Source organism: Tenacibaculum litopenaei (genome assembly GCF_964514025.1).
Classification (GTDB): domain Bacteria; phylum Bacteroidota; class Bacteroidia; order Flavobacteriales; family Flavobacteriaceae; genus Polaribacter; species Polaribacter litopenaei.
The window spans coordinates 468,015-492,203 of sequence record NZ_CAZEQT010000006.1 but is presented as its reverse complement, the minus strand read 5'-3'; the positions used below and the strand labels follow the sequence as shown (position 1 = coordinate 492,203).

Below are 24,189 nucleotides of genomic sequence, written 5' to 3'. Positions count from 1 at the left end.
CTAGGAGTTTTTAATATGGTCTATAGCTTTGTTAAATTTTGCAAGTATGCTGGGCCAACTGTAATTGTTTTCTACATAGCTAATTCCGTTCGCGGCTAAGAGTTCGTAATCCAATGTAGAAAGGCTAATGACTTTTTCAATAGCTGCTGCAAAACCTTCGTAATTTTCGTACAAGAGGCCGGCTTTACTTTGTTCTATGTGATCTTTCAATACCTTACAATAACTATTTGCGATAACTAATTTCCCTTGTAGCATACTTTCTAATGTGACAAGTGATAAGCTTTCGTATTTTGAAGGTATAATGAGCCCTTTCGCGTTGTTGAGCAATGCGTATTTTTCTGCTTCACTGATAAATCCGGTAAACACGATATTTTCTGATGTAATTTGGGATTGGTAGTTTTCATTGTTACCAATGAGTACTAAGCTCAGATTTTCACGGCGCAAGCGGTGGAAATATTCAATGAGTTCGCCACAGCCTTTATCATTATCAATACGACCGATATAAACAAAATAGTCACCAGATACCCATTGATTCGTTACTGGTTGTGTAGTGGGTAGCGTATACGGTTGAATTCCCATTCCTGCGATTGCCTGTTTTTTACAGGCATTTGGAAAGTTTTTTTCTATTAATTCGCGTTCTGCCAGCGTATTGTACATGATATACCTCGGTGTATCGAAAAGCTGTCGATATGCAGCTGTATACAGTAAGGGTTCGTCATGGGCAGTGGGCACAAATATACTTTTGTCTTTTACTAACGGTAACCCAAAAACAGTTGGGGCGTATAAATACGTGAAAAATATAAAGACGTCGTAGCCTGATTGTTGCTCTTTGAGATACTGCAATAAGCCTGGGCAGTAGGGGCCTTGTTCTTTTACAAATTGATGCCCTGTGGCTATGGGGACTTCAGTAACGGTGTTTTTTCGACCTAGCAGTTTGTCAATAAGCCTGGTTCTAAGCACCTTTCTTCTCAGTTTTCTGAACTTTTTTTGATTTTTCGGTAGTGCTGAAAACCGTTTTACTTGAACGCCATTGAGCAATTCTTCCTCTTGGTCATAGGTGTCAGTCCAACTGTGGTAATCTTTGGCTTTTGATGTGAGCACAGTAACGTCGTGTTCAACGGTCAGTTGCTCAGCTAACATACGGGCGTGGTATTCGGCTCCGCCGTTAATTTCTAGCCCGTACCGCTGTATAATTATTGCTATCTTGGCCATGGTTACGATGGATTAAAAAACTGATCGAGTTTCTTAAAGACAATGCTTGCCTCTAAGGTTGCGTTAAAAAATTCATGTGCATAACGCTTATGTGTATTGTAAAATTCGTCACTGTCCAAAAGCTGAATAATATAAGACGCAAATTCCTTAGGGTCATCGGTGACTAAACAACCGTTATTAACCTTAGAGGAGAGCCCGTCAACCCCACGTTCATTACAAACAACAGGGATTCCAAAAGCCAATGATTCTACGACCTTTATTTTTAAACCTGTACCACTCAGCATTGGACAAAGAGTAACTTTTGATTTTCGATAAAAGTCATCCAAATTTTCTGCATAGGCAATTTTGGTAACATTAGGGTAGCTTCCTATTTGTTCTTGGATTTTTCCAACCACGGTAATGTTGATGTTTTCTGGTAATAAAGGGTGTACTTCTTTAAAAAACCAGTGTGCAGATTCTACGTTATGGGGGTTGTCACTAGCGACGTAAAACAAATCGATAGAAGTTTCTGGCAATCGTTGTTGGCTCCGGTCTTGAATTCCGTGAGGAATGGTAAGGATACTTTTGTTAGGTAAAAACTGACTGAAAACAAACTGTTCTTCAACAGAAATTGCCCAAATATGATCGAATTTTGCGAGCAAACGCATTTCAGTGGTGAACAAATTACCTAAATGTGGGGTATCGACAGTACCGTATTGACTGGTAAAAAAATCATGCGTGTCCACAATGGTAACTGCGTTTTTAAGAGCCTGTTTATTCTTGATGAGCGGAAAAGCATGTACGTATGAGATGACTACATAGTCGTAGGTGTTTTTCGCTAAAATTTTTGTAAAATACACCTCTTGATTGTGGTAAATCCACTGAAATTCACGAGGGTATTTGTTGATTTTATTGACAATGGAAGTACGGATTAAATAATTCAATCCTGAATTCTTGCGTTTCGGTAACAAATACGCATCTCTAACAAGTTCAGAATTCTGAATTTCTTCACGGTGTTTGTCAGTGAATTCGTTAGATTCAATCCCCACAAAATCAACAGTAAAACCACGTGAATTAAAATAGTGTAACAACGCGTGAGCTCGAGCATTGTTTCCTTGATTAACGACGAGCGGATTGTTAGGATAAAAAAATAGTATCTTTGCCATTAGGTACAATTTGAACTTCAAAATTATGGAAATTCTATTAGTTCAGAGGTTATTGTGCTACAAATGTTTTCGGTTATTAGTAACACCGTGTAAATAATCAATATACGATCTTATGGAAGCCCCTTTAGTGTCAATAATAGTTCCTGTCTACAATACAGAACCCTTTATTGAAGAAACTATTCAGAGTATTTTAGCACAAGATTACGATTCAATTGAACTCATACTAGTCAATGATGGAAGTACCGATAACAGTGGGGAGATTTGTGAATCCTACGCATCTAACTACAGCTCAATTCAGTATTGTGAGCAGGCAAATGCCGGAGTGTCAGTAGCTAGAAATAAAGGTCTAGATTTGGCTAGAGGAACCTTTGTTTATTTTATGGATGCCGACGATACAATTGACGTATCGTACATAAGAACATCGGTAGCCGCATTGCAAAGAGATAACGCAGAGATGGTACTTATAGGAACTGATTATTGTCATCGTTTACCCAATGTGATGGCTTTGCCTACCTGTGCCGCTATGTTTAGACGTGATTTTTTAATGAAGTATCCAAGGGTTCGCTTTCCAGAAGGAATTCAACCTTGTGAAGACGGTCTGTTCACACATAGACTGTTGGCATTGACAAATGGTTTGGCGGTAAATCGAGCGGGGAAGTACCACTATCGAAAGCACGATCAGCAAAATCATGTAAAAATTAATGCGAACTGTGAACGAGTATTGAATCAGATACCACGTTGGATTACAATTTTAACCGAGTTCTACGAACAGTATTCATTGCAAAAATCACATGCCTTGCATTTGGCTTTGTTTATGCAACACGAGCCGTTTGAGTTACGCTATCTTTCAATGCCACTGAATAGCGAACAAAAAGATAGGCTGTTGACATTAATTCAGAATTTTATGAATGAGCGTGTCGTGCAGTATCTTACAAAAGAAGACTACAACTTGTTAAGTTTGCCGTTTCAGCAGTTATTAAAAGCGGCTTCTTCACAAGAATTTGATACCTATTACCTCAAGGCTATGCAACGAAAGAAATTACTTTGGAAATTGACTAAGTTGATGCCTATCATGTACTTTAAACGAAGGTTTAGGAAAAACATAAATACGAAATACGGAATATGAAAATACTGATTGTTCAACATCGCAATTTTTTAAATGTATGCGGTGGAACTGAGAAAATTTGTTGTTTTATTGCAAATACCTTTGCGAAACAAAAACATGAAGTAACCATTGCGACCAATGAAGACGTAGTTGGGGAGCCCGTGTTTTTTTTGGAGCCCAACGTGCGTGTAGAAAACATTTACACCGATGGTTTGGGAGAACGACCAGTGCTGCCGTACTATAATTACAAAGGAAGTAACCCAATATTATGGTTGTATCATAAACTGAGAAAAAAGCGTGCGAAATTACATAATAAGCTGCTGTTTCGTAAAATGAAGGGCCCAGAAAATGTGTATTTACACAATGTAGGGGTTCGATCAAAACATTGGCATGAATATATTACGACGAGCAAGCCTGATCTGATCGTTACCATGTCAACCGCTTCATTGGTGGAGATCACCTATTATAGACCCTTTGGAATTCCGATTGTTAATTCGGTTAATGGACGTCCTGATTACGATTATACGGATGTGCTAGGAGCACGTCCCGATTATGAAATGCGTTGTTTAGAAGCTTCCTATAAGCATTTGTCGGGAATTCAAGTGCTGTTTGAAAGTTACAAAGAGTTTTTACCTGAAAGCTTTGGAGGGATCGCCAAAGTGATTGCCAATCCGGTGCCTCAACAAACGGAGCAATCTAAGGTGAATAGCAAGTCGGGAAAACACGTAATTGCCCATGTTGGAACCTTATTTACAAGTTGTAAGCAACAACATAAAATTATTGAAATTTTTGAAAAATTAGGTCCTGAATTCCCACAATGGGAAGTTCACTTCTATGGAACAGGAGTGGATTTAGATGAACTGAAAAAAATGGTAAAACGAGCTAATTTGGAGCAACAAATCCATTTTAAAGGATTTACTGATCAACCTTTGGAAGTTATGCGAGCAGCCGATATTTTTGTGTTTCCAAGTAAATATGAGGGCTTCCCATTGGCGTTAACGGAAGCCATGGCTACTGGTTTACCAACGATTGGATATGCTTATTGTTCAGGAGTGAACGAATTGATAGCAGATGGTAAAACAGGGTTTTTAGTTGCTGATGATGCTGCTTTTGAGCAACGATTGCGAGAAATGATGTTAAAAGAAGCATTGAGAACAGCGCTAGGAAACAATGCTAAAAAAGCAATGGAGCAGTACAGTGCAGCCATCATAGAGGCCTCGTGGATTGATTTTGCTGAGGAGTTGACGCAGCTAAAAACTAAACAGGAAGGATAGTATTATCGTTGTGCAATTGTTAGTACATTTGCGCAGCCGAGACAGAATATATGGAAAACGACACACAGAAAATTTTGATTTGGAACACCTTTCCTCTGAAAGCGAGAAGTGGTGGACCAACGACCTATTTGTACAACCTCGAAAAGTCAGTAGTATTGAATGGATTGCAAGAGCGCATTCATTTCGCTCACGATTACGAGGTGTCAATACCGAAACAGAAATCAGCTCTTAGTTTATTTTTTAAAGAAAAGGTAAAACCAGGGATTCAATATTTTTTGAAAGACCTTACCAAGATCGATACTTTATTTCGTTGGTTGACCAATAAAAACGAGAAAGAGGCTCTCAAAAAAGAACAAGCAAATGCTGCATGGAAACAGGGCGTATTAGATATGTTATTTGTGGCAAAGGAAAGTGTGCCAGCACATATAGATTTAAATGCCTATGCTTACATCCATTTTCATTCTACATTTGAGTATTACGCTTGTAGAAATTTGCTTAAAGAATACCGTGGAGAAATCCTGTTAACCTCGCATGCTCCTAAAGCTGTGCACAAAGAGATTGTCGAAGATTGGTTTTACGGGCACACTATTACAGAGGAACAATTGGCTGCAATTATAGCTATTGATCACTTTGCGTTTGAAAATGCCGATCACGTAATTTTTCCATGCGATGAAGCACAAGAACCGTATTTCAATTCATGGGAGGCGTATAAATCATTGCCTTTTAAAAACGAGAGGAGAGAATTCTTAACCTGTACAGAGCCATCTGTATTTAAACGTTCTAAAAAAGAGATATTGTCGGAGTACAACATACCCGAGGATGCTTTTATCATTACCTATTTTGGACGACATAATGAAGTCAAGGGCTACGACTTGTTACGTGAATTAGGGAAGGAGCTTTTAGAAGCTTCTGAACAGGTTTATTTTTTGGTAGCAGGAAAGGAGGATCCTTTAGCAGGATTGTCACACAAACGCTGGATAGAAGTAGGATGGACAACGGATCCTCATTCATTAGTCAATGCGGCAGATTTGTTTATATTACCCAATAGAGAAACGTATTTTGATTTGGCTTTATTAGAGGTATTATCTGTCGGGACGCGATGTCTGATTAGTGAAACTGGAGGAAATAGGTATTTCAAGAAATTGACAGCGGAAGAAACTTCCGGAATACATTACTTTAAAGCCAATGATGTAGCTGATTTAATAAAACAAACGAAGGCAATTATTGCAAATACACCAGAACAAAATGCAAATAAAGTGTTGTTTGATACTTATTTCCACAACGATGTCTTTGCGAAGAGTTATATAGAATTGATTAAAAAATTAAAAAGTGAATAATCCAGTAGAATACGATTATTTAATCGTAGGGGCCGGTCTTTACGGGAGTGTTTTTGCTCACGAAGCAACCAAAGCAGGGAAGCGTTGTTTGGTAATTGACAAACGTGACCACATAGGTGGAAATGTATACTGCGAAAACAATGATGGAATTAATGTGCACAAATATGGAGCACATATCTTTCATACGAATGATAAAACTATTTGGGACTATGTAAATCAGTTTGCTGAATTTAACAATTATGTAAATTCACCTGTGAGTATCTCAAAAGGAAAATTGTACAATCTCCCGTTTAATATGAATACTTTTAATCAGTTATGGGGTGTTATGACACCTGCTGAGGCGAAGGAAATTATTGATGAGCAAATTGCTACATACGGAGTAAAGCAGCCGAAGAACCTCGAAGAACAAGCGCTTTCTCTAATCGGTAAAGACGTTTATGAAACGCTTATAAAAGAATATACAGAAAAACAATGGGGGAGAAAGGCCACAGAACTTCCTGCCTTTATCATCAAGAGGTTGCCTGTGCGTTATACTTTTAATAACAATTACTTTAATGATAAATATCAAGGAATTCCTATTGGAGGATACAATAAGATTATTGAAGGATTGTTGGCAGGGGTAGATGTCAAACTCGGAATTGATTTTTTTGTAAACAAAGATGAACTAGTGGGCTTGGCTAAGAAGGTTGTGTTTACCGGTAAAATTGACGAGTATTTTGATTATGAATTGGGAGAATTGGAGTACAGGTCACTGCGATTTGAACACGAGACCTTAGCTACGGATAACTTCCAAGGTAATGCCGTGGTGAATTACAATGATTCAAAATATGCGTATACCCGAATTATAGAACACAAGCACTTTGAATTTGGGAAACAAAACCATACAGTAGTAACGCGGGAGTATCCCGAACAATGGAGTCGCGATAAGGAAGCGTATTACCCGATCAATGATGAAAAAAATGGTAGCCTTTACCAGGCGTATAAAAAATTGGCGATTGCCAAAGAACACGTTATTTTCGGAGGTCGTTTAGCAGAGTACCGTTATTACGACATGCACCAAGTAATAGGAGCTGCATTAGCAAAATCAAAAAAAGAATTGACCTAATGGATAAAGATGTTACAGAGATGCTAGCAAGCCTCCAGGCAGGAAAAACGGTGCTGTATCCAACAGACACTGTTTGGGGGTTGGGATGTGATGCTAAGAATAGCGAAGCAGTGAAGCGCATTTACCAGCTCAAGCAGCGCGAAGAATCGAAAAGCCTTATCATTTTAGTAGATGGGATTTCGATGTTGAAAGAATACATAGGGAAGTTACCAGAAAAGGCTCTGGATATTTTGGAAAAATCGGAAAAACCGACCACGATTATCTACGAAGATGCCAGAAATTTGGCACCAAATACCATTGCAGCAGATGGTACTATAGCCATCCGTATTGTTCAAAATGAGTTCTGTAAGAAGGTGATAGCTGCATTTGGTAGCCCAATAGTGTCTACCTCGGCAAATATTAGTGGGGAGCCAACAGCCAAGTCTTTTGCCGAAATTTCTTCGGCTATTGTAAATAATGTAGATTATGTGGTAACTTTGTACCGCGATGAAGTAGCAGAGAAATCGTCGACCATATTAAAACTGGCAGGCGAGGATGTGCTCGTGATAAGAGAATAAATTATGCAAGAAAATCTTTGTTATAAAGATGCTTTAACGGCGGATATCTTTACGTATATCAACAAAGCAACGGAAGCGTTACAGTTGGAGAGTTATGTAATTGGAGGATTCGTTCGAGATTATATTTTGAAAAGAGGTACGGTAAAGGACATCGATGTCGTTGCTGTAGGAAGTGGTATTGAATTGGCTGAAAAAGTAGCCGAATTGCTTCCGACGAAACCCAAAGTACAGGTGTTTAAAACCTACGGCACAGCCATGTTGCGCTATCGCGATATAGAGGTGGAGTTCGTGGGGGCACGCAAGGAATCGTATACAGAGGACAGCAGAAACCCGAAAGTAGCTACAGGGAGTTTACAAGACGATCAAAACAGGCGCGATTTTAGTATCAATGCCTTGGCGTTGAGTTTGAATTCCGAAAATTTTGGAGCTATCTTAGATCCGTTTAATGGATTACAGCACTTGGAGGAGAAGTTAATTCAGACTCCTTTAGACCCGGATATTACTTATTCTGATGATCCTTTGCGAATGATGCGCGCTATCCGTTTTGCTACACAATTAGATTTTACTATAGAAAAAGGCTCGTTGGAGGCTATTGCTAGAAATGCAGCGCGTATTGATATCATAACCAAAGAACGTATCGTTGTTGAATTGAATAAAATATTAGCAGCCCCCGTTCCTTCAAAAGGATTTTTACTACTCGAAAAAACAGGCTTGTTACCTCGAATTTTACCCGAATTAACGGCTTTAAAAGGAGTAGAAGAAGTAGAAGGGCAACGACATAAAGATAATTTTTATCACAGTTTAGAGGTGGTTGACAACATCTGTAAATACACCGATGATCTCTGGCTGCGCTGGGCAGCACTTTTGCACGATATCGGGAAAGCACCGACCAAGAAATACCATCCTAAAAATGGATGGACTTTTCATTCACATGAATTTGTCGGGTCTAAAATGGTGTACAAATTATTTAAGCGTTTGCGCATGCCGTTAAATGCAAAAATGAAGTTTGTACAAAAAATGGTTTTGTTAAGCTCACGACCTATTGTGTTGGCTACTGAAGTAACTGACTCTGCCGTTAGGAGATTGGTTTTTGACGCGGGAGATGACGTCGATCATTTAATGACCTTATGTGAGGCAGATATCACGACAAAAAATCCAAAAAAGTTCAAACGTTACCACAAAAACTTTGAAATTGTCCGCAGTAAGATTAAAGAAGTTGAAGAACGTGATAGAGTTCGTAATTTTCAACCTCCAATAACGGGTGAAGAGATTATGAAGACCTTTGACTTAAAGCCTTGTCGTGAAATTGGACAGATAAAGGAAGCGATTAAAGAAGCGATTTTAGAAGGTAACATCCCTAATGAATACCAAGCGTGTTATGAGTTTATGCTCGACAAAGGAAAGCAATTAGGATTGATGCCTATCGATAACTAATAAAAAAAGCTCTTGAAAAATCAAGAGCTTTTTTGTTGGGTTTTTTCAAAAAATCTATTCAATACTTGGATCGATAAAGTTTTTTCAGTTTCTGGGTTTAAAAATTGTCGGACCCATGCCTGGGCGTTTTCAATGATTTTAAGTGCTTTTTCTGGATTGTTGAGGTAGTAAGACCTCTTTTCCATTAAGTCTGAATAATCGTCTTTTATGTGCACGTAATGAACATCGGGTACAAGCAGACCTTCCATATACCAAGTTTCAAACTTAGGAGTAGGCATAAAGCAGAGGGAGTTAGAGGCCATAATCCATTTGAGGTTGGTAGCAACATCAATACCTTCAATCGAAAGAATAAATTTAGATTGCAACTGTTCTTCTATGCTTAAATATGGTTTTTTCCAGGCATCTGGAACCCAATCGTGGTGGGTACTCACGTCACCGATATCACAGTGCGGATGTGCGTGAAATTTTTCAACGAGCAGTCGTCGATTTTCCTTGTGGATCACACCTCTCCATACCATTTTGTCATCCTTGTCTAAAAACGGGGTGTGGTCTTTTACAAAATGAAAATGTCTACGGCTGTCGAGTTTCATTAATACAGAATTTCCATTGTGATTAATAGGTCTACTTTTTACGAGAGTAGGCTCCTCAAAGTTTTCTGTTACATCACCGAATTTATAATTGATTTGGTAGTGTTTTGGAAAGTACTTGGTATATTTCACCAAGTCAAAAAAATACATGCTTCCGCGTTTTGGTCGTCGAAAATTGGAGAGCTTTTGCCAGTTTGGCGAAACCTTCGTCGCAGAAGGGCTTGCGTAGTATTGCAAGCGCTTCTGAACGTCAGGATGGTTGTTGGTCAACCAAAATTTTAACCTGGGCCTAAATAAAAATCCAGGTAATTTATACAGGGTAAAATGCGTGAGATAAAAAACGACTTTCGAACGTTTAATTTTTTGAAGCATTCCCATGGTTATTCTAAGGTTTGCATGGTTACTAACTTGTAGTATTCTCCTTTTTTCTGGAGTAATTCATCGTGTCGTCCTTGCTCTATAATTCGTCCTTTGCGCATGACCACGATGAGGTCGGCTTTTTGAATGGTGGAAAGTCTGTGGGCAATAATCAATGACGTTCTGTTCTCCAGCATTTTCTCCAAGGCCAATTGTACCAGTTGCTCAGATTCTGTGTCTAAGGCCGATGTAGCCTCGTCCAAAATCATAATAGGAGGGCTTTTGAGTACGGCACGCGCAATGGCGATTCGCTGTTGTTGTCCTCCAGACAAAGAGCTTCCACGATCACCGATAATGGTGTCAAAACCATTATCGAGTTCTGTAATAAACTCATAGGCGTTGGCAATTTTTGCAGCATGGACAATTTCTTCTTTAGTAGCATCGGGTTTACTCAAGGCAATGTTGTTGGCAACTGTATCGTTAAACAGGGTAGAGTTTTGGGTAACAACTCCCATTAACCCGCGAAGCGATTCCTTACTGATGTCTTTGATATCCTTTCCATCTACAGAAATACTTCCTTTGTTTACATCGTAAAAACGCGTTAACAAATTCGCTAGGGTAGACTTACCCGAACCTGATTGACCTACAAGCGCTACGGTTTTTCCTTTTGGAATATTTAGTGAGAAATCTTCTAAAACGTAATTTTCTCCGTATTTGAATGAGATATTGGTAAAGGCAATTTCTTCTTTAAAGTCATTGATGATTACTGGATTGGTCTTTTCGGTAACTTCATTAGCCGTATCTAAAACAGTAAAAACACGTTCTGCTGCGGCATCTCCCATTTTTATATTGTTATTGGCTTTGGCAATAGCTTTTGCTGGGGTTAATACATTATAAGCCGTTGCTATAAAAGCGATAAAGGTTCCTCTGTTTAACACTTCTTCGATCAAAACCATTTTACCTCCATACCACAGCAAAGCAGCAATGGTAACGATTCCTAAAAACTCACTCATTGGGCTCGCTAGTACCTCACGGGTACTCATTTTATTTCCGAGGTGTTTTACTTCCTTACTCAAATTTGCAAAACGGCGTCCAAAACTGAATTCACCATTAAAGGCTTTGATAATTTTTAATCCCGAAATACTCTCTTCAATAAGACCCAATAACAATCCGTTTTTGTAGTAAATTTCTCCTGATTGCTGTTTGATTTTTTTACTGATTATGGATATAACCAATCCGGCAACAGGTAAAAAGGTGAACATAAACATAGAAAGTTTCCAGTTGGTATAAACCAGTACTGTCATCGTTAAAATCATGTTTAAAGGCTCTCTGATGAACGTGATTACCAAATTGAGGTAGGTTTCATTGATCACTCCTAAGTCACCAGTAGCTCTGTTCATTACATCTCCCTTCTTCATTTTTGAATAATATGAAAGGTGCATGCCAATCACTTTATTATACATCAACTTACGCATATCGTTAAGAACGCTGTTCTTTAAAAATACCATGGTGAGCTGTCCTAGGTAGCTAAAAAGATTCTTTAAAAGAAAGATGATGATAACTACGGAAATCACATAAAATAGGGTAGATTCAATCCCTAAATTTTCATTTGAGTAGGTAACGTAGTAATTGAGTAAATCGTTTAAATATTCTTTGTTGACAGACTCTGTAAAGCCTTTATATACGGGTTTTGTATAGACTTTTTCCGTGTCTTTAAATAAAATATTCAATGTAGGCATCAATACCACGTATGAAAGCGTGGTAAAGATTGCGTACAAAATATTTAAAATTATAGTTGCAACCCATAATTTTTTATAGGGTTTTGCATGTTGTAAAAATCGCTTAAAATAGCTCATTTATAATTCGTTGAATTTTAGCGTCGAGCACGGCTTCTACTGCATCAGCTTCTGATACGGATGCAAGCGGTGTTTTTACGCTGATATAAAATTTAATTTTAGGTTCGGTTCCACTTGGACGTGCAGCTACCTTACTACCGTCTTCCGTTTCGTAGATTAAAACATTTGATTTCGGGATATCTAAAGGAGTCACTTCACCCGTCAATAGATTTTTTTGCGTTGATGCTTGATAGTCTTTAAGGACTACTACCGACGAACCATCAATTTTTTCAAGTGGGTTGGTGCGCAATTGGTGCATCATGTTTTTTATTTGCTCCGCTCCGTCCATTCCTTTTTTTACCATCGCGATGAGGTGTTCCTTGTAAAAGTTATGGCGCGTGTACAACTGCAGTAAATCTTCGTAAAAAGAGCTTCCTGAGGCTTTTGCAGCACTAGCAATTTCACAGGCGAGCAGGGCAGAAGTAACCGCGTCTTTATCGCGGACAAAGTCACCTACCATATATCCAAAACTCTCTTCTCCACCTCCGATGAATTCTAACTCAGGGTGGTCTTTGATCATTTTGGCAATCCACTTAAATCCGGTGAGTCCGACTTTGGTTTCTACCTGATAGCTGTCTGCAATTTCATTTACGAGGTTGGTAGATACGATGGTTGAACCAATAAACTGTTTTCCGTTAAGTTTTCCTTCTTTTTTCCAGTAGTTAATCAAAAAATCCGTCATCAAACTCATCGTCTGATTTCCGTTGAGTAATTTGATTTTACCGTGATTGTCGCGAACGGCGATTCCAATTCTGTCAGAATCTGGATCGGTTCCTAGAACGATGTCGGCATCGAGTTTTTCGGCTAATTCCACGGCCATTTGTAAGGCTTCAGGTTCTTCTGGATTAGGAGATGCCACGGTAGGAAAGCTTCCGTTTGGTTCAGCTTGTTCTTCAACAATGTGCACTTGTGTATATCCTGCGCGTTTGAGCACTTCAGGGATCAATTTAATAGATGTACCGTGTAGGGATGTAAATACAATTTTAAGATCTTCACGTCCTTTTACATCAAAAGTTCCACTTGCTAAAGAGGCCTTCCAAAATGCTTCGTCTACTTCAGTACCTAGTTTTTTTATCAAGGCAGGCTTGCTTTCGAAATTGATGTCTGCAAAATCGAGGGCGTTTACCTCGTCGATAATCCCTTTGTCTTGTGGAGGAACAATTTGTCCACCATCCGTCCAATACACCTTGTAACCGTTGTATTCAGGTGGGTTGTGTGAAGCCGTAAGTACGATTCCGACATCACAGCCTAAGTGATTTACTGAAAATGACAACTCAGGAGTAGGACGGAGGTCCTCAAAGAGTAATACTTCGATATCGTTTGCTGACAATACATCTGCGACTACTTGTGATAACCACTTACTATCATGTCGACAGTCGTAACCGATGGCTACCTTTAATGCTTTATTCGGTTTTGTTTTGTGGAGGTAATTACACAACCCTTGGGTTGCTTTCCCGATGGTATATCGGTTAATTCTATTGGTCCCAGCACCCACAATGCCTCGCATTCCTCCAGTACCAAATTCTAGGTCCTTGTAAAAACGATCAGGTAAATCATCTGATTTAGCTGCGATTAAGGCTTTAATTTCTTCTTGTGTTTGGATATCAAAAGGTGCAGTCACCCATTGATCGGCTCTGGTGATAATATCTTCCATAATTAATTTTTAGTCGTTAAAAAAAATACAACGTTTATTCGGTTAAACGGCTTTTGATTTTGTAGTGTTTCTGATGCCCATTACTTTTGATAATAAGCTCCCCTAAAAATCCAGCCAAGAACAATAAGGTACCTAAGACCATAGCGGTAAGCGCTATATAAAACCAAGGATTACTAGTAATCAAAATGGTTTTTATATGGTTTGCTACCCGGTATAGTTTCATGGCACCAATATAAAAGGCCGAGAGGAATCCAAATAAAAACATAGCGGTTCCCCACAAACCAAAAAAATGCATTGGTCGTTTACCGAATTTAGACAAAAAAGAGATGGTAATCAAGTCTAAAAAGCCATTAATAAAACGATCGATACCAAATTTTGTTACACCGTATTTACGTGCCTGGTGTTGCACTACCTTTTCACCGATGGCATTGAAACCTTCGTTTTTGGCAAGTACGGGTATGTAACGATGCATTTCTCCGCTTACTTTCACTGTTTTTACCACTTCATTTTTATAAGCCTTTAGGCCACAATTGAAATCGTGTAACGACAGTCCTGAAGTTTTACGCGCGGCCCAATTGAATAATTTTGAGGGTATGTTTTTAGTGACAACGTTGTCGTAGCGTTTCTTTTTCCATCCTGAAATCAAATCGAACTGTTCTTCTGTAATAAGACGGTACAATTCCGGAATTTCATCTGGGCTGTCTTGCAAGTCCGCATCCATGGTAATGACAACAGCGCCTTGTGCAAGTTCGAAACCAGCATCCAAGGCCTGTGATTTTCCATAGTTTCGCTGGAATTGTATTCCCTTGACTTCTGGGTGGTTTTGATGGAGGGTCGTAATGATATCCCAAGAGGCATCGGTACTTCCATCATCAATAAATATTATTTCGTATAAAAACTGATTGGATTGCATCACGCGTGCAATCCAATCGTATAGTTCTTTTATAGATTCATCTTCGTTAAGAAGTGGTATAACTACCGATATATCCATATAAGTAAGTTCTGATTTAAAAAGTCAAAAATACTAGTCTTTTTATGACCGTACAACTTTTTGGTGCTAAAGTAATTCTAATACTCGTCTTCTTCTGTCTTTTTCTTAACTGCGGCAGTAATGGCAGCTACGACAAAACCTACGAACGTATAGAATAACAACCCTAAAGCATGACCGATAGGTGTTCCTTGGAATTTCTTTTGCATTTCCATTTGCGCGTCTATTTGTTCGTCTGAAAGTCCTGCCTCGACAAGTTGATTACGAGCCATTTCATTGGCCGTTTCAAAATACGTAGGTTCAATAACTTCCGTAAATAAGATGGTGTAGGCAATAGAAATGACCGTTCCTATCAATACCATCGCGATACCTGCTTTTACACCCTCTCCCCAGGTTAAATAACCATTGTTGGCTTTTTTATAAGCACCAATTCCGACAATTGGGATACCAATTAACGATACGGCAACAGCAGCTAATACTATTAAACCTCCTGTTGTATCATAGGTCATTCCTAATGCGTAAATAAGTAGGTTGGTGAAAATGATAATCCCTGCGAAGATTAATCCAAATTTTAAAATCAAGTTTTTGCTGGTTGATTGATTTTCCATAGTTCTAGTATGAGTTTTTATGTTACAAATATATCTTTTTTGTTGCACATCTATAGTTTTGTTAATCTCGTCAAAAAAAAATAGGTCAACAAACTATTAGTATTCAAAAACTTAGAAATGTTACATTAATTTTCTGTAAATTTTCTTGTTTTAATCTAAAAAAAGAACGTACCTTTGCCCCGGCAAGTCCTACACAACTAGCTCCCTTTGAATCCCCCAGGGCGGGAACGCAGCAAGGGTATTAGGTTGTAGCAGTGTGATGTAGGTAGCTTGCCTTTTTTTATGCGCTAAAGTTACGTCTTCATCCGATATTTTTTTACCAGCTTACTTATTGATTAACAAAATTCTAAGTCCTAGTCTCACTAGTTTTTTTCAGTTCGTTCACGATCTTGACGTTCACTTCGCGGGTGATAGGAAGCAACGACCTCCTTTAAGTAGCTATTGTCTAAATGGACATAAATTTCAGTCGTTGTAATACTTTCATGACCTAAAATCTGTTGAATAATTCGCAAGTCTGCACCGTTTTGTAATAGGTAAGTGGCAAAAGAATGACGTAGGGTATGAGGTCCTATCTTCTTTTTTAAATTGATTTTTGTAGCGAGATCTTTTAAAATAATAAAAATCATTTGTCTGGTTAGGCGTTTTCCACGACGATTCAGGAAAACAGTGTCTTCATCAGCTGGGATAGCCTGTGTTTTACTGCGAATACTATCAATATAATAAAGTAACTGGTCAATAGTACTTTGATGAATAGGAACAATGCGGTATTTGTTACCCTTTCCTAAAATACGCAGGTAGCCTTGCTCTAAATGAAGGTCTGACAGTTGTAAATTGATCAATTCACTAACACGGAGTCCACAACCATAAATGGTTTCTATGATGGTTTTATTTCGTTCTCCTTGCGGATGACTGAGGTCTATGGCCGCGATAAGATCATCAATTTCACTATTTGATAAAGTATCGGGTAGGGTTCTGCCTATCTGTGGGCTTTCGAGTAAATCTGTAGGATTGTCTTCCCGATAGGAATCGTATACGAGAAAATCAAAGAAACTTCGTAAACTTGATATTAAACGAGCTTGGCTTCTCGGTTTTAATTCTTTTCCTACCTCATAAACGAAACCTTTTAAGGTGGCGGCATCGATGTTTTGAGGGCTTGGACGAACCGAGAGTAGTTCTAAAAAAAACACTAATTTTTTTAGGTCCTGCTGATAGCTCTCTACAGAATTATCTGCGAGGCCTCTTTCAATTCTTAAAAAGTTCTTAAAGTCTTGAATAGATTTTTGCCAACTCATAAAATAGTAAATTATTATATTTTTTTATGTTAAAAATTTGTTATTTAAAAAATAAACCTATTTTTGCACCTCAAACATAAAAAATTAACGTTTAAGATTATGAAAAAAGTATTAGTAGTTATTGCTATGTTAGCATTAGGATTTACTGCAAACGCACAAAAGAATGTAATTAAGGCAAACCCATTAGGATTAGCTTTCGGTGTTGGTGATTTCTCTTACGAAAGAGTTGTATCTGACAACCAAGCTTTCGAAATTGGTTTATCTTTTGCTTCTGCAAAGGTTACTTCAGGAAGTGAAGTAGTAAGCTCAAGTGCTATTGGGGGAGAAGGAAAGTATAAGTTTTATTTTTCTTCTGCAAAAGACGCTCCTAGAGGATGGTATGCTGCACCTTTCGTAAGCTATGCTGTTTCTTCTGCTAACAACTCTGCTGGGACTGACATCGGATTCTCGACTTTCTCAGGAGGTGCTTTAGCTGGATACCAATGGGTATTTGGTGGAGGAGACTCTGGATTTGCATTAGATTTAAACTTCGGAGCACAGTACATGTCTGTATCTGCTACTGAAAGTACTTCTGTAAACATCCAAGGATTTTTACCACGTTTAGGTCTTTCTATCGGTTACGCTTGGTAAGAATTGACAAAATAACAAATAAAAGAGATCGTTTAACGGTCTCTTTTTTTTTTGCTCTAATTTCTTGTGAACTGAACAAAAATCATTTTACGTTTCATAAAAAAACTGCTGGAAGGTTAGTGGTCATTTTGATTTGACATTGGACGGATACCAAAAAAAATTGCATGTTTCTGTATAATCTTCTAATTTTGGAATAAAAATGCAATTGAAAAATAATTATCCTAACAAAAAAGTTAGCTATTTAGCCGTTATTTTAAGTGTAATCAATATCGCTATTTATGTATATCTAGCATTTGATGCTTATACTTTGTCACTCAAACAAATAATGTTGGTCATTGGGGCAATTACCTCTCTATATGCGATTAGCACTATCTCCTTTGCAGGGCTCAAGACGTCTTTAGCCTCTGAAGATCTTACAATTGCTCATAGATCTGGTTTGATTTCACTTGTAGCATTGATGTTTGTAAGCTTTCAAGTGTTAAGTAATCAAATTGTACCTCATTTAGGGATCCTGAGTGTTGTGGTATTTGGGAATGTGTTTTGTATGACTGTGATTGTGATGAAAATCTTTTCAAGAAGTGCAAATGGGTATACTAGCCATGAATTTTTAAAAAACACACAAAAACATCTTTTCAATATCTCAAAATTCTCGGTGCTGTGTATGGTGGTGAGTGCAGTTTTTAGTGTAATTAATCAGTTCGATTTGGCTCATATAGTGCTGAGTTTGGTTTTCGCACTTCCTTTGTTAGTGACTAATTATCTAAAACAAGCCAAAACAAAGAGTATTTATCACGTAGTATTGATCTCGGTATTATCTGTTTTGCTAATTTATATTGGATTGGTCGTGTTTAGTAATGGAGTAACACCCATCGATTTTTCTTTTTACTTTATAAATGCACTATCATTACTGGTATTTAATGGCATATCGATACAATTAAACAAAACAGCGTAATGAGGTTATTATGTTCCAGGTTGATTGTATAACTCCTAAGATCTTATTTCATTCCGATACTTGTTGCTTATATAATTCAAAAAAAAGCCTTTTGAGCATATTGATCTCTGCGAACCCATTAGAAATATGTGACATAGAATTTCAGCCATTAATCTCCTGGTTTGTATTGAAGCTAGGATGTACTTCCTGAAATCCAGGATGCATAGCCAGTTTGTTTTATGATTTTTTGCATGGTGTTTTTATCAAAATTTTTAGATTTACAACAGGTAACGAAGAGTATAAAATTGGATTTTATGTCGATTGACAGCCTCATTGCGACGATACTCATGTAGTATACTATATGATGAGTTCACCTTAAAACGAAACCTAAAAAAATGAGCTTTTGGAAAAATATATTTAGAGGTAAAAAAGATAAGTCTAAAGCGGCTTCACATTTTGATACCTATCGAAAAGAGCTAGATGCATTGAATCTAAATTCTATTTCAGATTTAGAAAATTTAGTAAAGGAATTAATCAGACCAACGAGTAAACTAGAAATTCAACCTGCTTCAAGACCTCCAGAAAATTCGCAATTGTCATCTCATTTTGGAGGAAACCCTTATTTTGAAAAAGGAGAAGAGTGGCCAAAAGATAACAACGGAAAACACTTAGATTTTATTTTCCAGGTATTCAATGCACCTGAGTTGGAGCTCCCTAAAAGCATAGCCTTAGTACAGTTTTTCTACAGTTGGGAGGAGTTTCCTTGGGATACTCATGATAGTGGTTGGTTTGTAAAAATATACAAAGAAACTGAGATTAGAAATGTTGAATTTATTGCTAAGCCATCGGAAGTAGCAAAATCAAAATATTGTGAAATACTGTGTACCCCAACCCTAAGTTTACCGGACTGGGAAGGGATTTATTTAATAGACAATAGGGCATCTAAGTTATCGTGTGTCTTAGATGAAGATAAGCCATGGGACAGTTATGATAAAATGGTAACCAAGCTTATTGGGGCACAGGAGTATCAAAGTCAACTTGGTGGCTATCCGAAATGGGTACAAGGAGAATCAACCCCGCAGGACAGCGAAGGGAACCCAATGAAACTCTTGTTTCAGATTGATTCTGAAGATAATGCGGGGCTAATGTGGGGTGATGTTGGTTTAATCTATGTTTTCTATGATGAAAAATCAGAGCGTATCGAATTTAGTTTACAGTGTCACTAAACTTTGAGTTTTTTTCTGTCAAAGGAAGTGCTCAAGAAGCCGAAACTAAAAAAACAACCACTGAAATTGTCTTTGCGAAAACGCAAAAAAGTGCTATTCCAAAACCAATAGGAATTGTAAATGATTTCGGACGAATTTATACGGAATCACAACGAATTGAATTATTGAAAATTCTACGTGACTACAAAAGTCAAACGACAAGACAAATTGTGGTAGTTACCATTGATAGCATAAAGCCCTATACGGACATCCAAAAATTCGCAAGGGCGTTGGAACTGCGGAAAATAATGGATTGGCCAAAGTTGTTTGTAAACCTTGCCTACAAATCGCAATTGCAACGGGATATGGAACAGAATTAATTTTGACGGATGAAATTTGCAAAAAAGTAATTGAAGATAAAATAGTTCCTGAATTTAAAAAAGGAAATTTTTATAACGGGACTAAAAAATGCTGTGTTGGCCTTAATAGAAAGGTGGAAGTAGCTGCTGTCGCAATAGCAAATGTGACGTATGAGTAGCGCTGGTCTGCTCGGCATAACTGAGCTGCTCTCACTAGATGGGGCAGATAAGAATAAGGCAATTTAGAGTGAAAAATTGTTAGTTCATCCAGCGTTTTTGTTCCGCATTACTCTTTGAATTCCGTTTGAGTGAGTACATGCAAAACAGATCAATTTTTATAAACCAATTTAAAATCCACTTATTTTTTAAGTCTCTCTTCTGGTTTTCTTGTGAGAACAAAATATAAAACATATAACCAGCTAAAGATTCCGTGTAAAACGGCTAACAAAACAGATTTGTTCCTTTCCCAAGAAACTACGATGGCTAAAACACTTCCTAATCCAATACCATTTCTTATTGCTGTGTTTTTTACTCCATCGTTTCCTGTTTGTTGACTAAAACATTCTAAAGAGAGTAAAAGCATAAAAATTAAAGTCAGTTTTATTTTTGTCATATATTTTTTCAATTTTGAGTGCGTTCCGTCAATGAATGCCAACGGTTTGACTGTGCAACATAGTGCGTGAAAAGATACGAACTTTTCGGGGAAACAGCCCTGATTTTTTTATAGGTTGTTTTTAGCTATTGTTAGGCAAGTAGTTATTTTATCGTTTTTAAATATTCTTTTTTGTAGTAGTCTAATTTTTCTTTTCTCATTCTGAATGTATTATTTACGGACGCTAGTTGTTTTTTTGATAGGTTTAATTTTGGGTAATCTTTAATATTAGATGGAGGCAATTCATTATTTATATTTCCAATAAAATTAATGACATAATCAGATAGCATGAAAGCAGTTCCACCATAGCTAAATGAATAATGAACAAAGGTTAAAGTGTCATTTAGAGATTTAGTAATCAAATCAAACTTATGGTCAAATTTTTCATCTCGTAAAAGTCCCTCATATGCTATAGCTTTAACAGTTCCACTCGGGTATTCTATTAGTTTTAAAAACTCTTCTTTATTTGCATTCTTTAAAATCCAATGTTGCCTGTGCCATTGGTTTGGTGTTCTTCCAGAATATCCTACCGCATTGGATGTAATTTCTCCATATTCATCCAATGACTTTATTGAATCTTTTATTTCAGGTCTAATACCTTTCCAGTTAAAGTTCCATTTTGGGGAGTAGGAGTAAGAAAGAAAATATAAAACTCCGATAATAAGTATTGTTAGGATTGGAAGAAATATTTTGAATTCTTTGTTAAGCAATTTTTTGAGTTTTACAGGTTGTGATGAAACCGTTTTGTGTGTCGAACCTAGCGTATTTAACAGAGCCAATTTCTAGATCAACACTTAGCTACGTTTTTTTATCTTTTTTTTCAAAAACCAAGCCAAAAATTCGGCGGACTTGCTCAGCTGTGCAGTGAGTTTTCGGTTAAGTACTAATTAGCTCTGTTTTGTACGCTGGGTTGTGGTGTCGTTTATGATTCTTTATCTCGAACCGCCTCTTTCGTTTTTATAGGAGTCTCCTGTTAATCTGCTCGAAATGCTTCTCTTAACTCCTTTTCTTAAATACAGGCTATATCTCAAAGAACTCTTTACTCCGATTGGTCTTCAAATCAATATAAGTCGTCATCCTTGTTAACTCTTGAGAGTACTACAAAAAGAACGATTGCTTTATTGTTCGTCCATTCGATGTTTATTTTTTTGTTAGCCATTTTTTATTTCTTTCCACAATTCCCTCATATATGGCGTTACTTTCCAACAGTCGGAAAGATTTTCGCCAAAGCAGCTCCAATAAAATAGTGTGTATTCGTGAACCACAAAGTCCTTTATGATTCTCGATTTTAAGCGTTTCCAGTTTTTATCAAAGTCATTTTTATCTTCTATATCAGTCAATGCTTGGATTAGCATTTCCATCAAACTAAACTTTTTGTCTTCTTCTGTCTGCTCGTCATAATGTTGAAAGTAGTTTTCTATTTCTTTTGAATCTGCAATTTCATACGGCCAATCTTGCATCCAATCAGCATAGGGATATGCATAGGTAGCAACCAGTTCTTTAATTGCTTTTCCATTTCCACATCTGAATTTTGGTTCTTCTATTTTCATTTTCTTAATGTACCACAACGGTGAGTATAGGAAAGGTAGCGAGCTTTGCCACGAGCTTTTCGGCTTATTACGGACGATAAATTTACAGAAATTACTATGGTATAAACACCTAAACCGCTATTTTTATACACCTTGTTATGTGCAGGCATTTTTTTGCTCGTGTTCTAAAAGCCACTTTTTCCGTTCTAATCCTCCTCCGTAGCCTGTCAGTTTTCCGTTTTTACCAATTACTCTGTGACAAGGAATAATAATTGAAATTCGATTAAACCCGTTCGCAGAGGCAACAGCTCTCACTGCTTTAGGATTATTGATGGCTTCGGCTTGCTGCTGATATGTTGATGTTTTTCCGAATGCTATTTTTCGTAAATGATCCCAAACTAAATTCTGAAAATCTGTTCCAGGTGTTTCGAGTTTTACATCAAATGACTTTCTAGTTCCATCAAAATATTCGGTGATTTCTTTTTTAGCTTGTTTGATGTGTTTGTTTTCTCCTCCAATAATATTGGCGTTCAAATGTTTCTGTAACTCTTTAAATTCGGTTTCGAGCATTTTGCGATCAACAAATTCCAATAAACAGACTCCGTTTTCAGTTGCGCAAACAAACATGGGACCTAATGGTGTTGTTAATCGGCTGATTAATATTATGTTTTTGGTAGTGCTATTCGTTGGCGAATTCCCAATTACTTTTTTGAATGTATAACCAAATCCGCTTAAGGATTCGTAACCAGAATCAAAGGCCGTTTTTGTAGCGTTTTTTCCATTTTTTAATTCTTGAAAAGCGACGTTAATACGATACATTCTTTGATAGGTTTGAAAAGTCATACCGTAATTTTTGTTAAACCACCTTCGTACCATTTCAGGACTAATATTCTTTTGACGAAGTTGCTCATCTGTAATTTTCGATTTAGGGTTTTTCTTAATCAGTTGAATTGCGGTTTGAACTTGTTCCGGTGCTTCGTTGGCATTTTCAGTAGGTTTACAAACTTTACACGGTCTGTAACCATAGTTTAAAGCAGCTTTAAATGTGGTGAAAAATTCAACATTTTCTTTTTTGGGTTTTCTTGCTCTACAAGTCGCAATGCAAAATACAGCAGTCGTTTTTACACCGACAAAAAAGATGCCTACAAAGTTTTGTTTACGTTGCAATAGGGCCTCATAGTAAGTATCTATTGTTTTAGCTTCTGTAATTCGCATTAAAAAATCGATTTAAATGAATTTTGGTTTAAAATTGCTTCTGTTTTACGTTTGAATTGACCGTACATTTTATCAAATATAAAATTGCCCATACTAATCCGTTTTATTCCCAAGTTTTTAAGTGTGTCAAAATCAGGAAGCTTAGGTGTACACATTACATTAATTGGTAATCGGGTGTAATTTACCATTTCTTCAATGTCCGAAATCTGCTCAATGCAAGGAACGAAAATTCCATTTGCTCCAGCGTTTTCATACAATTTGATTCTTTTTTTGGTTTCCTCAATTGTATTGGGAACATCTAATAAAAAAGTGTCCGTTCTTACGTTTATGAAGATATCTATTTTTTCTTTCTGAAGATTTTCAATTACTTCAGAAATTGTCTGGGCAAATTTTTCTGCTGCTAGTAAGGTTCTTCTTTTATCTACAATACTGTCTTCAATATTGATTCCAACAACGCCAAAATCTGACAGTTTCATAATATGTCTAAAAATTTCTTCAACGTTTCGACTGTAGCCTGATTCCAGATCAACGGACAAAAGCAAATTAGAATTTTTCGAAATTCGTTTTACCATATATTCTAATTCCGAAAAGGTTATTTCTTCACCATCCTTGTAGCCAAGCAGAGAAGCAATTGCCGAACTCGATGTTCCGATTGCTTGAAAGTTTAATTCTTCTGCAATTCTTGCACTTGGTACATCCCAAACATTGGCAATTAACAAAGGTTTGTTTTGGTTGTGTAAATCTTTAAATTTCATCTTTTAATTCTTTTGAGCAAAGAACCGATGATGAACTTTATTTGGCAACCGAAAATTGGACGAGTATTTTTCTTTGCTTGCTCCTAACTTGTGTAGACACGCATAAATTCGTCGTTATACACCGCATTTAGATTGAAATAAACGAATTCAATTACTGTTATGCAAGGAATGTAAAAGTTAAGATTGAAATCGTTAAAAGATTTATTCTGATTAACAATTTATTATCCTAAACTTAAGGGTGCAAACCTTATTTACTAATAGCCCTTTATTCAAGGTTATTCAATTTAATCTTGTAAAGAATAAAAAAATCAAAGAGATTTCTCAAGAGGTCATTTTTTGACCTTTCCTCTTTTTAGTTTTGGT

Annotated in this window: 22 protein-coding genes, 1 other RNA gene and 1 pseudogene; 11 read left to right on the top strand and 13 right to left on the bottom strand. The window is 37.1% G+C overall.

Features of this window, described 5'->3' with window-relative positions; all coding sequences use genetic code 11:
- The gene (locus tag ACKTS5_RS10850; protein WP_408043889.1) at positions 1 to 1,212 is read right to left on the bottom strand and encodes a glycosyltransferase family 4 protein; all 1,212 of its coding nucleotides are present in this window, start codon (positions 1,210 to 1,212) and stop codon (positions 1 to 3) included.
- Between the two features lie 2 nt (positions 1,213 to 1,214).
- Positions 1,215 to 2,357, bottom strand: a complete 1,143-nt coding sequence (locus tag ACKTS5_RS10845) for a glycosyltransferase (protein ID WP_408043888.1) — start codon at positions 2,355 to 2,357, stop codon at positions 1,215 to 1,217.
- Between the two features lie 112 nt (positions 2,358 to 2,469).
- Here ACKTS5_RS10845 and ACKTS5_RS10840 point away from each other — a divergent pair, with 112 nt between their 5' ends.
- From ACKTS5_RS10840 to ACKTS5_RS10815, 6 genes are read left to right on the top strand one after another with little or no spacing between them, the layout of a single operon-like run.
- Complete coding sequence (locus tag ACKTS5_RS10840; protein WP_408043887.1) at positions 2,470 to 3,483, top strand: glycosyltransferase family 2 protein; 1,014 nt, start codon at positions 2,470 to 2,472, stop codon at positions 3,481 to 3,483.
- Positions 3,480 to 4,736, top strand: a complete 1,257-nt coding sequence (locus tag ACKTS5_RS10835; RefSeq protein ID WP_408043886.1) for a glycosyltransferase — start codon at positions 3,480 to 3,482, stop codon at positions 4,734 to 4,736. Before ACKTS5_RS10840 ends, ACKTS5_RS10835 begins: the two co-directional genes overlap by 4 nt.
- A gap of 50 nt (positions 4,737 to 4,786) precedes the next feature.
- Complete coding sequence (locus ACKTS5_RS10830; protein WP_408043885.1) at positions 4,787 to 6,073, top strand: glycosyltransferase family 4 protein; 1,287 nt, start codon at positions 4,787 to 4,789, stop codon at positions 6,071 to 6,073.
- Complete coding sequence (gene glf / locus ACKTS5_RS10825; RefSeq protein ID WP_408043884.1) at positions 6,066 to 7,178, top strand: UDP-galactopyranose mutase; 1,113 nt, start codon at positions 6,066 to 6,068, stop codon at positions 7,176 to 7,178. The genes ACKTS5_RS10830 and glf overlap by 8 nt, the downstream gene beginning before the upstream one ends.
- Positions 7,178 to 7,735 (top strand): L-threonylcarbamoyladenylate synthase, encoded by a 558-nt coding sequence (locus tag ACKTS5_RS10820; protein WP_408043883.1) that lies wholly within the window; start codon positions 7,178 to 7,180, stop codon positions 7,733 to 7,735. Before glf ends, ACKTS5_RS10820 begins: the two co-directional genes overlap by 1 nt.
- Before the next feature lie 3 nt (positions 7,736 to 7,738).
- Positions 7,739 to 9,169, top strand: a complete 1,431-nt coding sequence (locus tag ACKTS5_RS10815) for a CCA tRNA nucleotidyltransferase (RefSeq protein WP_408043882.1) — start codon at positions 7,739 to 7,741, stop codon at positions 9,167 to 9,169.
- Positions 9,170 to 9,189: 20 nt separating this feature from the next.
- On the opposite strand, the gene ACKTS5_RS10810 is transcribed toward ACKTS5_RS10815, so the two are convergent.
- The 5 genes from ACKTS5_RS10810 to ACKTS5_RS10790 all read right to left on the bottom strand — a co-directional run bounded on the left by ACKTS5_RS10810 (position 9,190) and on the right by ACKTS5_RS10790 (position 15,258).
- Positions 9,190 to 10,134 carry a glycosyl transferase family 90 gene (locus tag ACKTS5_RS10810; RefSeq protein WP_408043881.1) on the bottom strand — a complete coding sequence of 315 codons (945 nt, stop codon included), beginning with the start codon at positions 10,132 to 10,134 and terminating at the stop codon, positions 9,190 to 9,192.
- Between the two features lie 2 nt (positions 10,135 to 10,136).
- Positions 10,137 to 11,969, bottom strand: a complete 1,833-nt coding sequence (locus ACKTS5_RS10805; protein ID WP_408043880.1) for an ABC transporter ATP-binding protein — start codon at positions 11,967 to 11,969, stop codon at positions 10,137 to 10,139.
- Positions 11,956 to 13,662: a phospho-sugar mutase gene (locus tag ACKTS5_RS10800; protein WP_408043879.1), complete on the bottom strand. Its 1,707-nt coding sequence runs from the start codon at positions 13,660 to 13,662 to the stop codon at positions 11,956 to 11,958. Before ACKTS5_RS10800 ends, ACKTS5_RS10805 begins: the two co-directional genes overlap by 14 nt.
- A 34-nt stretch (positions 13,663 to 13,696) precedes the next feature.
- On the bottom strand, positions 13,697 to 14,653 hold the full coding sequence (locus tag ACKTS5_RS10795; protein ID WP_408043878.1) for a glycosyltransferase family 2 protein: 957 nt from the start codon (positions 14,651 to 14,653) through the stop codon (positions 13,697 to 13,699).
- Positions 14,654 to 14,730: 77 nt separating this feature from the next.
- Positions 14,731 to 15,258, bottom strand: a complete 528-nt coding sequence (locus ACKTS5_RS10790; RefSeq protein WP_408043877.1) for a DUF4199 domain-containing protein — start codon at positions 15,256 to 15,258, stop codon at positions 14,731 to 14,733.
- A gap of 180 nt (positions 15,259 to 15,438) precedes the next feature.
- Here ACKTS5_RS10790 and ffs point away from each other — a divergent pair.
- An RNA gene (ffs, locus tag ACKTS5_RS10785) (signal recognition particle sRNA small type) lies at positions 15,439 to 15,537 on the top strand.
- 83 nt (positions 15,538 to 15,620) lie between these two features.
- Here ffs and ACKTS5_RS10780 read toward each other — a convergent pair.
- Positions 15,621 to 16,550: a site-specific tyrosine recombinase gene (locus ACKTS5_RS10780; RefSeq protein WP_408043876.1), complete on the bottom strand. Its 930-nt coding sequence runs from the start codon at positions 16,548 to 16,550 to the stop codon at positions 15,621 to 15,623.
- A gap of 99 nt (positions 16,551 to 16,649) precedes the next feature.
- On the opposite strand from ACKTS5_RS10780, the gene ACKTS5_RS10775 reads away from it, so the two are divergent.
- The 4 genes and pseudogenes from ACKTS5_RS10775 to ACKTS5_RS10760 all read left to right on the top strand — a co-directional run bounded on the left by ACKTS5_RS10775 (position 16,650) and on the right by ACKTS5_RS10760 (position 19,854).
- Positions 16,650 to 17,180 carry a DUF3575 domain-containing protein gene (locus ACKTS5_RS10775; RefSeq protein WP_408043875.1) on the top strand — a complete coding sequence of 177 codons (531 nt, stop codon included), beginning with the start codon at positions 16,650 to 16,652 and terminating at the stop codon, positions 17,178 to 17,180.
- Between the two features lie 199 nt (positions 17,181 to 17,379).
- Positions 17,380 to 18,132, top strand: a complete 753-nt coding sequence (locus tag ACKTS5_RS10770) for a hypothetical protein (RefSeq protein ID WP_408043874.1) — start codon at positions 17,380 to 17,382, stop codon at positions 18,130 to 18,132.
- A 374-nt stretch (positions 18,133 to 18,506) separates the two neighbouring features.
- Positions 18,507 to 19,337: a DUF1963 domain-containing protein gene (locus ACKTS5_RS10765; protein ID WP_408043873.1), complete on the top strand. Its 831-nt coding sequence runs from the start codon at positions 18,507 to 18,509 to the stop codon at positions 19,335 to 19,337.
- A pseudogene (locus ACKTS5_RS10760) lies at positions 19,328 to 19,854 on the top strand (TPM domain-containing protein). The gene ACKTS5_RS10765 and the pseudogene ACKTS5_RS10760 overlap by 10 nt, the downstream one beginning before the upstream one ends.
- Before the next feature lie 179 nt (positions 19,855 to 20,033).
- On the opposite strand, the gene ACKTS5_RS10750 reads toward ACKTS5_RS10760, so the two are convergent.
- From ACKTS5_RS10750 to ACKTS5_RS10730, 5 genes are all read right to left on the bottom strand, one after another.
- A complete protein-coding gene (locus tag ACKTS5_RS10750) occupies positions 20,034 to 20,288 on the bottom strand; it encodes a hypothetical protein (protein WP_408043871.1) in 255 nt (84 codons plus the stop codon).
- A gap of 143 nt (positions 20,289 to 20,431) precedes the next feature.
- Entirely contained in the window at positions 20,432 to 21,037 is a 606-nt protein-coding gene (locus ACKTS5_RS10745; RefSeq protein ID WP_408043870.1) for a hypothetical protein, read from the bottom strand.
- Between the two features lie 441 nt (positions 21,038 to 21,478).
- Positions 21,479 to 21,877 (bottom strand): hypothetical protein, encoded by a 399-nt coding sequence (locus ACKTS5_RS10740; RefSeq protein WP_408043869.1) that lies wholly within the window; start codon positions 21,875 to 21,877, stop codon positions 21,479 to 21,481.
- Between the two features lie 135 nt (positions 21,878 to 22,012).
- Positions 22,013 to 23,071 (bottom strand): bifunctional transcriptional activator/DNA repair enzyme AdaA, encoded by a 1,059-nt coding sequence (locus tag ACKTS5_RS10735; RefSeq protein ID WP_408043868.1) that lies wholly within the window; start codon positions 23,069 to 23,071, stop codon positions 22,013 to 22,015.
- Positions 23,071 to 23,826, bottom strand: coding sequence for an isocitrate lyase/PEP mutase family protein (locus ACKTS5_RS10730; protein WP_408043867.1), 756 nt, complete (start codon positions 23,824 to 23,826; stop codon positions 23,071 to 23,073). Before ACKTS5_RS10730 ends, ACKTS5_RS10735 begins: the two co-directional genes overlap by 1 nt.
- Positions 23,827 to 24,189 lie beyond the last annotated feature (363 nt).

Coding starts and splice junctions, on each gene's coding strand:
- ACKTS5_RS10850 (WP_408043889.1), bottom strand. CDS start 1,212: ATGGCCAAGATAGCAATAATTATACAGCGGTACGGGCTAGAAATTAAC.
- ACKTS5_RS10845 (WP_408043888.1), bottom strand. CDS start 2,357: ATGGCAAAGATACTATTTTTTTATCCTAACAATCCGCTCGTCGTTAAT.
- ACKTS5_RS10840 (WP_408043887.1), top strand. CDS start 2,470: ATGGAAGCCCCTTTAGTGTCAATAATAGTTCCTGTCTACAATACAGAA.
- ACKTS5_RS10835 (WP_408043886.1), top strand. CDS start 3,480: ATGAAAATACTGATTGTTCAACATCGCAATTTTTTAAATGTATGCGGT.
- ACKTS5_RS10830 (WP_408043885.1), top strand. CDS start 4,787: ATGGAAAACGACACACAGAAAATTTTGATTTGGAACACCTTTCCTCTG.
- ACKTS5_RS10820 (WP_408043883.1), top strand. CDS start 7,178: ATGGATAAAGATGTTACAGAGATGCTAGCAAGCCTCCAGGCAGGAAAA.
- ACKTS5_RS10815 (WP_408043882.1), top strand. CDS start 7,739: ATGCAAGAAAATCTTTGTTATAAAGATGCTTTAACGGCGGATATCTTT.
- ACKTS5_RS10810 (WP_408043881.1), bottom strand. CDS start 10,134: ATGGGAATGCTTCAAAAAATTAAACGTTCGAAAGTCGTTTTTTATCTC.
- ACKTS5_RS10805 (WP_408043880.1), bottom strand. CDS start 11,969: ATGAGCTATTTTAAGCGATTTTTACAACATGCAAAACCCTATAAAAAA.
- ACKTS5_RS10800 (WP_408043879.1), bottom strand. CDS start 13,662: ATGGAAGATATTATCACCAGAGCCGATCAATGGGTGACTGCACCTTTT.
- ACKTS5_RS10795 (WP_408043878.1), bottom strand. CDS start 14,653: ATGGATATATCGGTAGTTATACCACTTCTTAACGAAGATGAATCTATA.
- ACKTS5_RS10790 (WP_408043877.1), bottom strand. CDS start 15,258: ATGGAAAATCAATCAACCAGCAAAAACTTGATTTTAAAATTTGGATTA.
- ACKTS5_RS10780 (WP_408043876.1), bottom strand. CDS start 16,550: ATGAGTTGGCAAAAATCTATTCAAGACTTTAAGAACTTTTTAAGAATT.
- ACKTS5_RS10775 (WP_408043875.1), top strand. CDS start 16,650: ATGAAAAAAGTATTAGTAGTTATTGCTATGTTAGCATTAGGATTTACT.
- ACKTS5_RS10770 (WP_408043874.1), top strand. CDS start 17,380: ATGCAATTGAAAAATAATTATCCTAACAAAAAAGTTAGCTATTTAGCC.
- ACKTS5_RS10765 (WP_408043873.1), top strand. CDS start 18,507: ATGAGCTTTTGGAAAAATATATTTAGAGGTAAAAAAGATAAGTCTAAA.
- ACKTS5_RS10750 (WP_408043871.1), bottom strand. CDS start 20,288: ATGACAAAAATAAAACTGACTTTAATTTTTATGCTTTTACTCTCTTTA.
- ACKTS5_RS10740 (WP_408043869.1), bottom strand. CDS start 21,877: ATGAAAATAGAAGAACCAAAATTCAGATGTGGAAATGGAAAAGCAATT.
- ACKTS5_RS10735 (WP_408043868.1), bottom strand. CDS start 23,071: ATGCGAATTACAGAAGCTAAAACAATAGATACTTACTATGAGGCCCTA.
- ACKTS5_RS10730 (WP_408043867.1), bottom strand. CDS start 23,826: ATGAAATTTAAAGATTTACACAACCAAAACAAACCTTTGTTAATTGCC.